Raw genomic sequence first — 14,261 nt, forward strand, 5'->3', positions numbered from 1 at the left:
TACTAATTGCCGCCGTGAGCCTTTTCTGTTCGCCCTCCGCCCGCGCGCAGAATCCATCGGACACCGCCTACAACGCATGGATATCAAATTTCCTGGTCCAAAGCGGCGGCCAGACTTATTTCGCCAGCACTTTGACCGGCTCCGGCCGCAACAGCGCGGCTTATATGTGGGGATCGGCGCTGGACACCCTCATCGTCATGGACACCTACGACCGCACGCATAACCCTGCACTGGTCACGCTCGTCAACAGCCTGCTCAACTCCTTCGTCTACTATAACGGCTCGGATTGGTCGTGGGACACCTGGAACGACGATGTGGGCTGGGCAACAATCGCCTTCGTTCGCGGCTACCAGATGACCGGCAACAGCGCCTTCCTGACCGATGCGGCCAATAACTGGAACATGGCCTATAATCGCGGCTGGGATAATACGTTCGGCGGCGGGGTTTGGGAGGAGCAGTCCGGAAAACACTCCAAGGCGGCCCTATCCAACGATTCCCTCATTATCGCCGGCTGCGCCCTGTACGAAGTGACAGGAGATTCCAACTATCTGACCAAGTGCCAGAATATGTATTCGTGGGTGCGCGCAAATCTCTTCAACTCCACGAACGCAAACAATTCCCTGGGCGCGCCTGGGCAGGTCAATGAAGCCATCGCCACCGACAACGGGCAAACGCTGCAATCGAGCGACAATGTCTACAACAGTGGATCGTTTCTCGAAAGCGCCGAGTATCTTTATCGTCTCACCGGAACCGCACAGTATTACAATGACGCGGTGCTGGCGGCCAACCATGTCGTCAATAACAACACCATCCTGCACAACAGCGCCGAATATGGGGGCAACCAGTGGGCCTATTGGTTCTGCAAGGGCCTCAGCGATCTTTGCAGCGACAATAATCTCTGGCCGACTTACTACAACTGGATGCTCAGCAACGCGCAGGCCGCGTGGAACACTCGCAATCCCAGCACCAATCTGACCTGGAACGATTGGACGACCGTGTCGAACGAAGACCAGACAAAGACCGAGGCGCTGGAATGTTCGAGCGGCGTGGCGATCTGGCAATTCCTCGCCCTGCCCCCGCAGTTCATGCTCATCAACAAGAACAGCGGCAAGGCGCTGGATTTGATCGGCGGCAATATCACCAACGGCGCGGTGATCAACCAGTGGAGCGCGGATTCCGGCAGCAGAAATCAGCGCTGGCTGATTGTCCCCAACGAAGCCGGCAATCACTTCAAGCTTCTCTCCGCGATCACTCGGAAGTCCGCCTGTATCGATCTGGACTCGACCTCCACCGGCGCACAGCTCCATGACTGGGCCTACACGGGTAATAACCCGGCCCAGCAGTTCGACCTCGTAGACGCCGGCAACGGCTGGTGCAAGCTCAAAAACGTCCACAGCGGCCTCATCTTAGAAGTCGCGAGCTCCTCGACGGCCGACAACGCCAAGGTGCAGCAGAATACGGACGCAGGCGCGGCTAACCAACTCTGGCGGCTTCAGCCCATAGGCAATTACTACATCCGCGCCAGCAGCGGCCGTTATATCTGCATCCAGGGCGCCGGCAGTTCAGATGGCAGCGCGATCATCCAGTACGATTGGCAGACGAATCCCTGGTTCAAATGGCAATTCACCAGCGAAGGCAATGGCTGGTATGGCCTTTTCAGTTTGAACGCTACCACGAAGGTCGCCTGCATCGATGGCCCCAACAGCAATCTGGGAGACGACATCCATCTCTGGACGTACAACCCCAGCAATGCCGGCGATCAAAAACTGCGCATCGCGCCGCAGGTCAACGGCAACTTCAAATTCTATTGGAATTACGATGGGCTTACCTGGGACATCCCCGGCGGCCAGACCGCCAACAACATTCCCTTAGAACAATATACCGACGTCAACAACGCCTGGCAGCAGTTCCTGCTGGAGCGCGCGCCGTAGGGATGTGTTCGCGCCTCCTCGGTTTCCTGAGGAGGCGCGGCAATCTGCTGGAGAGTTCAAATGCGTCAATATCATCTTTTCCCACTATCAGCGCTGATCGCGGGAGCGAGCCTGGGGATCTCCCTGCCGCTGCATGCGTACACGCTGCAAAATCTTACGCCATATGTGCTGCCCTTCTGCGGTACGCAAAACGGCGGCAATACATTTCCCGGCGCCGTCACTCCCTTTGGCATGATGCAATGGAGTCCGGACACGCCGAGCGGCATTCAGGGCGGTTCGGAGCCCGGCGGATATCTCTACACCGACAATAAAATCTGCGGCTTCAGCTTCAATCATGTCAGCGGCGGGGGCGGCTTTTACGGAAGCGATCTGGGCTTCACGCCGATCGTCGGCAATTTGACCAGTTCGCCGGTCACCAGCAGCAGCCCGACGGGGTATCTCACATACGCCTCCACAATCGCCGGCGTCCCGTTTGTCGGCCCGGGTTATTACTCCGTCCAGCTCACGAATGGGATCGAAACGGAACTGACGGCTTCGACGCGCACCGGATTCGGACGCTTCACTTATCCCTCGGGCAATGCGGCCACGATGCTCATCAACGCAGGCAGCGGAGCGTCCATTATCGACGCCTCAATCCAGATCAATCCGGGCGGCAATGAAGTGAGCGGATGGACGACCGGCTTCGGGTTTCTGGGCTCAGGACAAAACCATCGCTTGTATTTTGATGTCGTCTTCGATCACTCATTCAGCGCCTATGGAACATGGAACGGCTCCAGTCTCTCCGGAAACTCGACGAGCGTGTCGGGGTCAAAGAGCGGCGCCTATTTGACGTTCAATGGCGGCGGGACCGTGCTGGCGCGCAGCGCCGTTTCGTGGGTGAGCGTGGCGAACGCCAAAGCCAATCTCAATACGGAAAGCCCCGCATCCACGTTCAACAACTCTGGATTCGACGCCATGCATAGCGCGGCGAACAACACCTGGAACGGTTATCTCAACAAGATCCAGGTCAGCGGCGGAACCTCGGCGGATACGCAAACCTTTTACTCCGCGCTCTACCATTCGCTGCTGGCCCCCAGCGTCGTCAGCGATGTCAACAATCAATATATGGGCTTTGACGGACAGGTTCGGACGACCTCCGGATTCACCAAGTATGAATACTTCTCCGGCTGGGATATCTATCGCAATGAATGCCAGCTCATCGCGATGATCGACCCGGCGCGCGCAAGCGACATGGCGCAATCGCTGGTGCAGGACGCATCCGATTGCGGAGCGATGCCGCGCTGGAGCATTCCCACCGGCGACACTGGCACGATGATCGGCGATCCCGCCACGCCAATCATCGCCGGCATGTATGCGTTTGGCGCCAGAAACTTCAATACCGGGGCGGCGAAAACGGCGATGGCGAAGGCGGCGACCGATCCTTCGACAAAGTCCAGCAATGGGGTTTACGAACGGGACGCCGAGCGTGATTATTTGAATCTGGGCTACGTTCCCGAGTATCAGATCGGCGGATACGCCCCGATCTCGATGACGCTGGAGTATTGCAGCGCCGACGCCGCCCTGGCGCGCTTTGCCCAGTTCCTTGGCGACTCCGCCACCTATAATTCGGCGATGAGCCGCGCCCAGAACTGGCGCAATCTCTTCAACTCCGGCTCCGGATATTTCCAAATGCGGCAGTCCGATCGCTGGTGGTCGCCGGGCTTCGCCAGCAATGTCTCAACCTATGACAATTACAATGCGTTCGCCGAGGGAACCGGCGCCCAGTATGTCTGGATGGTCCCGTTCAACTATAGCGCGCTGATCGGAGCGATGGGAGGCGCCTCAAACGCCGCAAGCCGCCTGGATAACTTCTTTACGCAAATCAACGATACTAACACATCCGTCACTCAGTACGCCTATATGGGCAATGAACCGTGCTCTGAGACGCCGTATGTTTATGACTACCTTGGACAGCCATACAAGTGCTCGAATGTCGTTCGGCGCGTTATGACGCAGCTATACTCATCGGCATCCACGGGCTTGCCTGGCAACGACGATCTGGGCCAAACGTCGTCCTGGTATGTCTGGGCGGCGCTCGGGTTTCATCCCGAAGCGCCGGGAGACGATGTTCTTGTGATGAACGGACCCCTTTTTCCACAGACGGTGATTCATCTGGCCGGCGGCGATGTGACGATCAATGGCGGCGGCGCGGCGGACAACGCTCCATATATTCAAAGCCTGACGGTCAATGGTCAGACGTCAAACTCGCCCTGGACCCGCTTCGCCAATATCTCCAATGGCGCGACGCTGAACTATACGATGGGGACCAATGCGAATACAAGCTGGGGCGCCAGTTCCTCGTTTGCCCCACCCTCCAATACAGACGGAATGTCGACTCCGGTCACGCAGAACTACTTCTGGGGAACCAGTCTGGAGGCGGGCGAATACCAGCCAACGTGGACAAACTCGGTCGATACAAACTCTCCTGGGGGAAATATCTCCAATGTCGGCCCTATTCTCAGCGGCGGCTCCGGTCCGGAGCTGGGTATCCGAAACGAGAACAGTCAAAGCGGCTCTTCCGAGTTGATGTATTCCGGCGGCGCATTGGGAGGATCGGCCGTTTACGCCTATCTTAAAGCGTTTGACGTCAGCAGCAAATCGATCGTCGTCACCTCCGGGATGCATCTGTCTTACTGGCTATATCCACAGAGCAGCGCCACGTCGGGTCTGGTGTCTGGAAACAACAGCGCCCATGTTGCGGTAGACCTGGTGTTTACCGATAACTCCACCTTGCGCGACAGCGGCCTGAACGATCAGCGCGGCGTCCGCCTCCACCCCAATGCGCAAAGCGGGTCGCTGGCGCTGGATACTTGGAACTACGTCTCCGTCGATTTGACTCCGCTGGCGGGGAAGGCGGTCAATCGCATCGACTTCGGCTATGACAACCCAAACAGCACCGGCGGGTATCGTGGTTACATAGACGACATCGCCTTCACAACGACCCACTGAACTCGTAATTTCCAGAGCCAATTCACCTGCGCAAACCCCGTTGGCCCGTACCGCCGACGGGGTTTCGTTTTTCCACGGTCTGAAGAAGCGTGGATCTCTCCAGCGCGGGAAAGTCAATTTGTGTGGTAAGATCATGCAGTTGTGATTGCGCCGGCGTTCTCCGCCATTCGCTCCCCCGGTAACAAATCCGCGCGTTGGGTGTTATAATAGAGAACGTTGAGGAAAGACGAATTGTAATGGCTAAGAAATTAATTATCGTTGAGTCCCCCGCGAAGACAAAGACGCTCAAGGGGTTTCTCGGCGCCGACTATCAGGTTGAGGCGAGCATGGGACACGTGCGCGACCTCCCAGAGAAAAAGCTGTCGATCGATATCGAGAACGACTTTGCGCCGACTTATGTGATCATTCCAGAACGCAAGGACGTTGTCGCGAAACTGAAGGCCGCTGCTAAGGGAGCCGATGAAGTCTACCTGGCGAGCGACCCTGACCGCGAAGGCGAAGCCATCTCCTGGCACCTCAAGGAGGCGCTCGGACTGAAGGAGCCCAAGCGGATCCAGTTCAACGAGATCACCAAGACGGCGGTTCTCGCGGCGCTGCAAAACTATCGCACGATCGATATGGACCGTGTCAACGCCCAGCAGGCGCGGCGCGAACTGGACCGGATCGTCGGCTACAAGATCAGCCCGCTGCTCTGGCGTAAGGTCAAGAAGGGCCTGAGCGCCGGCCGCGTGCAGTCCGTCGCCGTTCGTTTGATCACGGACCGTGAGCGCGAGATCCTGGCGTTCAACCCGGTCGAGTACTGGACGATCGGCGCAACGCTGACGCCCGATACGGTGAAGAACAAGTTCGACGCCAATCTGACTGAGCGCGATAACAAGAAGATCGAGATCCCGGATCAGGCGACGAGCGATAAGATTTTGTCGGACCTCGACGGCGCGGAGTACCGTGTCAAGAAGGTTAAGAAAAGCGAAAAGCGACGCAACCCGTCGGCTCCGTTCATCACCAGTACGCTCCAGCAGGAAGCCTCGCGGAAGCTCGGCTTCTCGGCCAAACGGACGATGATGGTGGCGCAGCAGCTTTACGAAGGTTTGGATGTCGCAGGCGAAGGCCATGTGGGTTTGATCACCTACATGCGCACCGACTCCACGCGGATCGCCGACGAGGCTCAGCAATCGGCGCGCGCCTATATCGTCACGGAGTACGGCGCGGCCTACGCTCCGGCGCAGACCAAACAATATAAGAAGGGCGGCGCGGCGCAGGACGCGCACGAAGCCATTCGCCCGACGAGCATCGAGCGCGTGCCCGATCAGATCGCCAAGCTCTTGACCGCCGAACAGGCCAAGCTCTACAAGCTCATCTGGCAGCGTTTCCTGGCGTCCCAGATGGCGCCCGCTGTGTTCGATGTCGTCACCGTGGACATCTCCGCGCGCAACTATACATTCCGCGCCACGGGATCGACCGTCAAGTTCGACGGCTTCCTGCGCGTCTATCGTGAGGGCAAGGACGACCCGAATCAGGTGGATGATGAGGACAAGCAGCCGCTGCCGGCCCTGTCCGACGATCAGTTGCTGAAGCTGCTCCAAATCCTGCCCAAGCAGCACTTCACCGAGCCGCCGCCGCGTTATACGGAAGCAACGCTCGTGAAGGCGCTTGAGGAAAAGGGCATCGGACGCCCGAGCACCTACGCCGCGATTATGTCGACGATCATCGACCGGAAATACGTCGAGCTGGAGCAGAAGAAATTCAAGCCGACCGAGCTGGGAACAACGGTCAACGATCTGCTCGTGAAGCACTTCCCGAGCGTATTGGATATCGCATTCACCGCCGAAATGGAGACCAAGCTCGACGACGTGGCCGATGGCAAGGAAGACTGGGTCGCGATGATGCGGTCCTTCTACGGTCCTTTCGCGGAAAGCCTGGAAAAGGCCGGCGAATTGATGGAGAAGGTCAAAATCGAGCCGAAGCTCGCCGGCATCGACTGCCCGAACTGCGGCAAGCCGATGGTGGTTCGCTCCAGCCGATTTGGCGAATTCGTCGGTTGCTCGGATTATCCTGAGTGCAAGACGATCGTGCGGCCGGAGGCCGAAAAGATCGATGTCCCCTGCCCCAAGTGCGGCGGCGAGATCGTTCAGAAACGAAGCCGCAAAGGCGCGATCTTCTACGGCTGCAAAGAGTACCCGAAGTGCGACTTCGTCGCCTGGGGCAAGCCGACCGGCGAAGACTGCCCGACGTGCGGCTCGCCCGTCGTGGAAAATACTTATCGTGGCCGCGTCATTGGCGTCAAGTGCCATAACGCCGAGTGCGATTACAAAGAATCAACAAAGAAACCGTCCGAAGAAGCCGGTGAGAACGATGAAGCGGAGACCGAACCCGCTCCGCAGCGCGAGCTGGCGACGACGGCGCAAGGCAAAGGATAACTCAAGGGGATGTTCGCTCTGAACTTTTACACAGATCTTTATGGCGACGCGCTCAAGCGCGGCCGCAAGTCCGCGACGATCCGTCTCGGAGACAAAAGCGCGAAGTACGCAACCGGCCAGATCGTCTGGGTGACGGTCGGCCAGCGCTTCGCCCGGCGCAAGAAGCTCTTCTGCGCCATTCTGGACGCCGTCGAAGTCAAGGCGGCCAAAGACCTCTCGCCGCGCGACATCCAGCGTGAGAACCCCGAATTCCACACCACGGAAGACGCCATCACTCTGCTGTCGCGCATCTACGCCCGCGAAGTGAACGAAGACGAGACCGTCACCGTCATCTACTTCTCGCCCATCGACGAATACGAACTGTAATAAGCGTTTCCACCCCACTCTGATATTGACAGGCGGCTCACCCGCCTGTCAATACATTCATTGGTCGCCATCGATAGCTCCTCCTAATTCCGTAGGAACCCGGCATGTGCCTACAAGTATTTGTCGCCAGCGACGAGCCGCTCCCCCTGATTTCCTATGGACCGGATTCTCCCGTGTTTCAGACCGAACTTCTGGACGAGCAAAGCCTACCCGTGGTTCAATATTTCTCCAAACCATACGTGTATTATCTTAGTTCTGTCGGCGGATGTCCATGCGGCTTCGGCTATGGCCTCTACGAACTTGAAATTCTTGACGACCCGGACATCCCAGCGGAGATCAAGGCAAACGTTCAGGAAGGATATAATGCGTCACGGAGTTCTGTGCAGGCAATGAAGGCTTACTTGCGAATGGCGATACAAACTGGCGAAGCAGAAGTATACGCTTGCTGGATTGGTGATGAAGAGATAACTCCAGAAACACGATGCGAAGTCACGCTGGACCATTTCGGCGGTGAGGAATTCCAACTCGTAGAGCGACAGATTTTAACGGTGACGAGAGCGGCGGACGAATGAAGAAGAGTGACACCCTCATATTGCGGAGGCGCCGGGTATACTCTCACAATGACGTATGTGACAGTAATCGGCGGCGGTCTCGCGGGCAGCGAGGCCGCCTGGCAGGCCGCTGAGGCCGGCGCTAAAGTTCGGCTCTATGAAATGCGGCCGGTGAAACGAACGCCTGTCCACCAGACGGGCGATTTCGCGGAGCTGGTTTGCTCTAATTCCCTCAAGTCCAACAGTATTACCAATGCCGCCGGTCTTTTGAAAGAAGAGATGCGGCGTCTGGAGTCGATGGTTATCGCGTGCGGCGACGCCTCCAGCGTTCCGGCCGGCGACGCCCTCGCCGTGGACCGCATTCTCTTCGCGCAGGCCATCACCGCGCGTTTGGAAGGTCATCCCAACATCGAGATCATTCGCGAGGAAGTGACGGAGATCCCGGAAGACGGCGTGACGATTATCGCGACGGGGCCACTTACCTCCGAAGCCCTCGCGGGCAAGATCGGCGAGATTACGGGACTGACGCAGCTGCATTTTTATGACGCCGTGGCGCCGACCATCGACGCCTCGACGATCAATCGGGAGATCGCCTTCGCCGCCTCGCGCTACGATAAGGGCGACGATGACGCTTATCTCAACTGCCCGATGAACCGCGAGGAGTATGACGCCTTTTACGAAGCGCTCACTCACGCGGAGCTGGTGCCGCTCGCGGAGCACGAAGCGAAGACGCCTTACTTTGAAGGCTGTCTCCCCATCGAAGTGCTCGCCTCTCGCGGCCCCAAGACGCTGTGCTTCGGCCCGATGAAGCCTGTGGGCCTCACCGACCCGCGCACCGGCCGCTGGCCGTGGGCGTGCGTGCAGCTGCGCCAGGAGAACCGCGACGCCACGCTGTACTCCATGGTCGGCTTTCAGACCCGCATGAAGTGGGGCGACCAAAAGCGCGTCCTGCGCATGATCCCCGGGCTGGAAGAAGCGGAGTTTGTGCGCTACGGCGTCATCCATCGCAATACGTACATTCAGTCGCCGCAGCTTCTCAACGAAGCGCTGCAAATGAAGACGCGCCCAAATATCTTTTTTGCCGGACAGATCACCGGCGTGGAGGGATATGTGGAATCGGCGGCGGCAGGCATTCTCGCCGGCCGCAATGCGGCGCGCTTCCTGCGCGGCGAGCCGCTACTGACGCTGCCGGAGACGACGATGCTGGGGGCTCTGGCGCATTACGTGGCGCACTACGACGGCAAGGACTTCCAGCCGATGAATTCCAACTGGGGCATCGTCCCGCCGCTTCCCACTCGTGTCCGCGATAAGAAGGAAAAGGCGGGCATTATGGCCGAACGCGCGATGGCGGCTCTGGAGACCGTCCAGGGCCTAAACCTGCTGGCCCGTGTTTGACACTGCGATCGATGCGTTCTTAGAATCGCAGGCGAACGTACGCGGCGCCTCCCCCCATACCGTCAAAGCCTACGCCGAAGACCTGCGCCAATTCGCCGAGTACGCGATGGCGCAGGGCTGCTTCACTCCCGCCCAAGCCGAGCCGCCACTGCTGCGCGCCTACCTCGGCCATCTGCAATCCCTCGGCCTCGCCCGCGCCTCCCGCGCCCGCAAAACCGCCGCGCTTCGCTCCTTCTTCGGCTACCTGACCATGCAGGGCGTCCTCGCGCAGTCTCCGACCACCGGCCTGCGCACCGTGAAACTCGACCGGCGTCTCCCGAAGTTCCTGCGCACCGACGAGATCGAAAAGCTGCTCACATCCCCCGCGCAAAACCCGCTCGGCCTGCGCGACCGCGCCCTGCTGGAGATGCTCTACGCCAGCGGCATGCGCGCTGGAGAGCTAGTCATCTTGAATGTTGGGGATGTGGACTTCGACGAAGCCATTGTCCGTGTCGTAGGAAAAGGCGATAAAGAGCGCGTCACCCTGCTTGGCCGCGAAGCCCTTCAAGCTCTCACAATCTATCTCGCCACTAGCCGTCCCACACTCATCGAGCACGCCAAAGACGACGGCGCCCTCTTCGTCAACCGCTACGGCGGCCGCCTCTCCGACCGAGGCGTGCGCAAACTCTTTGACAAATACTGCGCCGCGGCATCCTCCACCCTCAAGATTACGCCACACGTCCTGCGGCACACCTTCGCCACGCATCTGCTCAACAACGGAGCCGATCTGCGACTGGTTCAAGAGCTGCTCGGGCACACAAGCCTGGCGACAACACAGATGTACACGCACGTCACCACCGAACGATTGCAGGAAGTCCACCGCGCCGCGCACCCGCGCGCGAAAGGCGTCCCCAACGGCGACTGAGGTACAATTCCCAACCGATGTCACACTCGGCGAAAAGCACGAAGTCGATATCTTGATGCAGGCGAAGTTTCGTGGCAAGGCGCAGAGTGATTTTCCAAAGCGGATGTTCCGCTACTTCGCGCGTCTCACCGAAAAGTACGACATCCCGATCTACCCGGTCGTCATCTTTTCCTACGATGCCCCGCAGCGCCCGGAACCTGATCGATACACAGTAGCTTTTCCCAACAAGACTGTGCTAAGATTCGAATACGATGTGATCCAACTCAACCGACTGCCATGGCGACGGTTTGTGAACCAGGAAAACCCGGTCGCCAGCGCTCTCATGGCGAAGATGAAGATGAGCGCGCCGGACCGCCCCAAGGTCAAAGCGCAGTGCTTGCGGCTGCTGGCGAGTCTGAAGCTTGATCCCGCCAAGTCGACTCTCATCGGTGGATTTATTGACAGCTACCTGGAGTTGACGGCCCAGGAGATGAAGCAATATGAGCGAGAGCTGGAACAGTTCGCTCCTGCGGAAAGGAAGGCGACAATGGAATTAATGACGACTTGGGGACGAATTGGCAAAGCAGAAGGCAGAATCGAAGGCAAGATCGAAGGGAAAAAAGAAGGGAAAGAAGAGCTGGTGGTTCGGATACTTCGGCGTCGCTTTGGCTCCATCTCCGCCGAGGCGATTCAACAGCTTGGTCTCCTCGCGCCAGAACAGCTTGGCGATTTAGGAGAATCTCTACTCGACTTTACCAGCATCACAGATTTGGATGAATGGCTTAAGCAAACCACGATCGCCGACCGCTTAAATTGAGCGACCGGCAATTTACGTTGCGCCCCTATTTTTCTTCAGCCATTCGTCTTTGAGGATGGCGTATAGATACTCGTCTGTCCACTCGCCTTTGAACCAGTAGCTTTGAAGGTGGTAGCCTTCCCGGCGCATCCCCAGCCGCTCCATCAGCGCCGCTGAGGCGATATTGCGGCAGTCCGCGCGCCCCACGATGCGATGCATATCGAGTTCTTGGAAGGCGTAACCGACCACGGCGGCGATGGCTTCGGTCGCGAAGCCTTGTTTTTGGTAAGGGCGGGCCAGCGTGAAGCCGATTTCCGCCTGGCGCGGCTCGCGGCTGTCGACTTCCAGATAACAATCGCCGATCAGCGCCGACGTGTCCGTCATCTCGATCGCCAGCTGCAATCCCTTGCCGGGCTCACCGCAGGGGAGCGTCTTCATTTCCTCGATGAACTGGCGGGCTTCTTCCTCACTGCAGCAGTTCCAGCTTTGAAAGCGCGCCACTTCGGCGTCATTGCGATATGCGAGAAACGCGCTGACATCCGCATCGTCAAAACGACGGATCTTCAGGCGTGGGGATGTCAGGCCGGGAAAGGTGTCCAGTGTCATAGCGTGTCCGTGGAAGAGCGTGAGGTCAGTTTAAGATCGCCTTGGCGGCGGCGGACGGCGTGCGGTCGACGACGCTGATCCTTCGGCCAATGCGCTCTTCGAACTCAGGGATTGTCATGTCATCCAGGAAGACGTCACGGTCGGGGTCGCGCAGCATAATTGCGGGAATGATGATGCGCTCGCCGAGCTCGTCTCCCATCGCGTTCAAGGCTTCCGTAATGTCGCGGCCCGTCAGGAGTCCGGCGACGTTGATGCTGCCCTCGAAAAAGGTATTGTGTACGGCGCAGACATTGACTTTGACATTCTCGACGGTGTTAAGCGAATCGGCAAGGCCGTTCAGGAGCGGCTCGGCCAGCTTGCCCGTGACCATCGTGGCGCTGCGCGGCGTCTTGACGCTCGCAGGCAGCTTCTTCGCGACTTTGCGCGCGTCGTCCATAAAGAGTCGCACAAGCCCCACCCCATCTTCGAGCTGCGGGAAGCCTTCGTATTGACGCGCGACGGGAATATCCACGCCCGCGTTAAGATAAAACTCATCGCTTAAAAACGCGAAGTTCGTGCCGAGTTCCTTGCGATAACGCGCGCGCCACTCTTCGGCCTCGGCGAGCAGCGATTTGCAGAATTCCGGGCTGCATGTCGTGAGCGCCGCCAGACGGTCGCGGAACTGAGTCAGACCGACGGGGACGATGGCGACGCTTAGCACGCCGCCGTAAGTTCCCCGCGCCTCGGGATGCAGTTGGGAAAGCTCGCGCACGGTCTGCGCGAGCTGTTCGCCGTCGTTGTAGCCCGGGCAAAGCACGACCTGGCCGTGGATTTGGATCTTTGCGTCGGCGAGCATCTGAAGGCGCGGCAGGATCGGCTCAGGGCCTTTGCGGCCCAGCATGCGGCCGCGCACCTCGGGATCGGTCGCGTGGACGGACACAAAGAGCGGTGAAAGCTTCTGATCGATGACGCGCTGAAACTCAGACTCGCCCATATTGGTGAGCGTCAGATAGTTGCCGTGCAGGAACGAGAGACGGTAATCGTCGTCTTTGATATAGAGCGACGAGCGAAGGCCCTTCGGCTGCTGATAGAGAAAGCAGAAGACGCACTTGTTCTTGCAGATATGAACGCGGTCAAAGAGATCGTCGCCAAACTCGATCCCCAAATCTTCATCATAACCCTTGCTGATGACAAAGTGCATTGGGCCGACATCGGGTCGCTCGACATCGAGCGTGATTTGTTCCCCGGCGGTCATAAACGCGAAGTCAACGATGTCCAGCACGGGGTTTCCGTTGACGTTGATCAGCACATCGCCGATTTTGACTCCCGCTTCCTCGGCGGCGCTGCCGGCGTCGAGAGTCAGAACGGTGGCGCGCTCGGCGCGCGGGCGCCGGATTACGCTATTTTCATCCGCCATCGGTAACGACAGCGTTTTATTGCGAACAAAGGTCTCAGAATTCATTGCCATAACGCCTTATTATACCGCAATGGGCTCTGGAACATCGGTTTGGGTACACTAAGATTGCAGACGACGGATTTATTTGCTACAATACTTTGTTGAAAGCGCAATATTTATTTGCAGGATGCGCAACTTTTTGCGCGACGCCGTGTCTCACTCGACAGGGGAAAGAGTTACCGCAGGATGCAGCCCGCCGCTAGTTCCCGTATGAGCCTCTCGATTATCTCGGCTCCCCGGCTCGATCCGGACGTCGCCCTGGTGCGTCAGTTCCGAGCCACGGGCAATCCGGCTGTTTTCGAGACGCTGTTTAAAAAATACCAGGCTCCCGTTTTTCATCTCGTATATCGCATGGTGAATGGCGAGGAAGCCTATGACCTGACGCAAGAGGTGTTTTACAAAGCCCTGCGCGCCCTCCCGGCGTTCAAGGGCAATTGTAAATTCAGCACCTGGCTCTTTACGATCGCCAAGAATACCTGTCTCAACCACATCCGCGAAAATAAACGGCGCGATGAGGTGGAAGACTTTTCACTGAATGAAGAAACGCCGCAGGGCGAATCAGGCCGCGACGTTCCCGACGAGGACGCCGACGTCAGCCGTATCGTGGAAATCCGCGAATTGCAGCGCGTCGTGGACAAAGTCCTGTCGCAGCTCACGCCTGAGCAGCGCCTGCTGCTGACGCTGCGCGATTTCCAGCAGCTCTCCTATGAGGAGATCGTGGAGATCACGGAGCTTTCGCTGGTGAACGTCAAGTCCAAGCTCCACCGAGCGCGGCTGGCGTTCAAACAGAAATTTCAGCCATATTTGGGTCTGATCAGTCCGGACCTCGGGACGAATTCGGACCGTTAAGCAATGCTTCGGGCGCATGGGGAATTTTATGTATTGATGGGAGA

11 protein-coding genes are annotated in these 14,261 nt (G+C 58.4%); 9 read left to right on the forward strand and 2 right to left on the reverse strand.

The features are described 5' to 3' along the window. The first annotated feature begins 14 nt into the window (after positions 1-14). From D5261_RS23650 to D5261_RS23685, 8 genes are all read left to right on the forward strand, one after another. Positions 15-1,931, forward strand: coding sequence for an RICIN domain-containing protein (locus D5261_RS23650; RefSeq protein WP_165863936.1), 1,917 nt, complete (start codon positions 15-17; stop codon positions 1,929-1,931). A 60-nt stretch (positions 1,932-1,991) separates the two neighbouring features. Further along, positions 1,992-4,919 carry a GH92 family glycosyl hydrolase gene (locus D5261_RS23655; protein ID WP_119319658.1) on the forward strand — a complete coding sequence of 976 codons (2,928 nt, stop codon included), beginning with the start codon at positions 1,992-1,994 and terminating at the stop codon, positions 4,917-4,919. Between the two features lie 236 nt (positions 4,920-5,155). Beyond that, on the forward strand, positions 5,156-7,336 hold the full coding sequence (gene topA / locus D5261_RS23660) for a type I DNA topoisomerase (RefSeq protein WP_119319657.1): 2,181 nt from the start codon (positions 5,156-5,158) through the stop codon (positions 7,334-7,336). A gap of 9 nt (positions 7,337-7,345) precedes the next feature. After that, positions 7,346-7,702 (forward strand): ASCH domain-containing protein, encoded by a 357-nt coding sequence (locus tag D5261_RS23665; protein WP_119319656.1) that lies wholly within the window; start codon positions 7,346-7,348, stop codon positions 7,700-7,702. Between the two features lie 104 nt (positions 7,703-7,806). After that, positions 7,807-8,274 (forward strand): hypothetical protein, encoded by a 468-nt coding sequence (locus D5261_RS23670; RefSeq protein ID WP_119319655.1) that lies wholly within the window; start codon positions 7,807-7,809, stop codon positions 8,272-8,274. Positions 8,275-8,322: 48 nt separating this feature from the next. Beyond that, complete coding sequence (gene trmFO / locus D5261_RS23675; RefSeq protein ID WP_119319654.1) at positions 8,323-9,648, forward strand: methylenetetrahydrofolate--tRNA-(uracil(54)-C(5))-methyltransferase (FADH(2)-oxidizing) TrmFO; 1,326 nt, start codon at positions 8,323-8,325, stop codon at positions 9,646-9,648. Continuing rightward, on the forward strand, positions 9,641-10,552 hold the full coding sequence (gene xerA / locus D5261_RS23680) for a site-specific tyrosine recombinase/integron integrase (RefSeq protein WP_119319653.1): 912 nt from the start codon (positions 9,641-9,643) through the stop codon (positions 10,550-10,552). The genes trmFO and xerA overlap by 8 nt, the downstream gene beginning before the upstream one ends. Positions 10,553-10,607: 55 nt before the next feature. Then, a complete protein-coding gene (locus tag D5261_RS23685) occupies positions 10,608-11,348 on the forward strand; it encodes a DUF4351 domain-containing protein (RefSeq protein ID WP_119319652.1) in 741 nt (246 codons plus the stop codon). A 12-nt stretch (positions 11,349-11,360) separates the two neighbouring features. Here D5261_RS23685 and D5261_RS23690 read toward each other — a convergent pair whose 3' ends face one another. Further along, positions 11,361-11,933: a GNAT family N-acetyltransferase gene (locus tag D5261_RS23690; RefSeq protein ID WP_119319651.1), complete on the reverse strand. Its 573-nt coding sequence runs from the start codon at positions 11,931-11,933 to the stop codon at positions 11,361-11,363. A 25-nt stretch (positions 11,934-11,958) separates the two neighbouring features. After that, entirely contained in the window at positions 11,959-13,374 is a 1,416-nt protein-coding gene (locus D5261_RS23695; protein WP_165863935.1) for a DUF512 domain-containing protein, read from the reverse strand. Positions 13,375-13,578: 204 nt separating this feature from the next. Between D5261_RS23695 and D5261_RS23700 the strand changes: the two genes are divergently transcribed. Then, the gene (locus D5261_RS23700) at positions 13,579-14,217 is read left to right on the forward strand and encodes an RNA polymerase sigma factor (RefSeq protein WP_301002177.1); all 639 of its coding nucleotides are present in this window, start codon (positions 13,579-13,581) and stop codon (positions 14,215-14,217) included. Positions 14,218-14,261 lie beyond the last annotated feature (44 nt).

The organism is Capsulimonas corticalis (assembly GCF_003574315.2).
GTDB lineage: Bacteria > Armatimonadota > Armatimonadia > Armatimonadales > Capsulimonadaceae > Capsulimonas > Capsulimonas corticalis.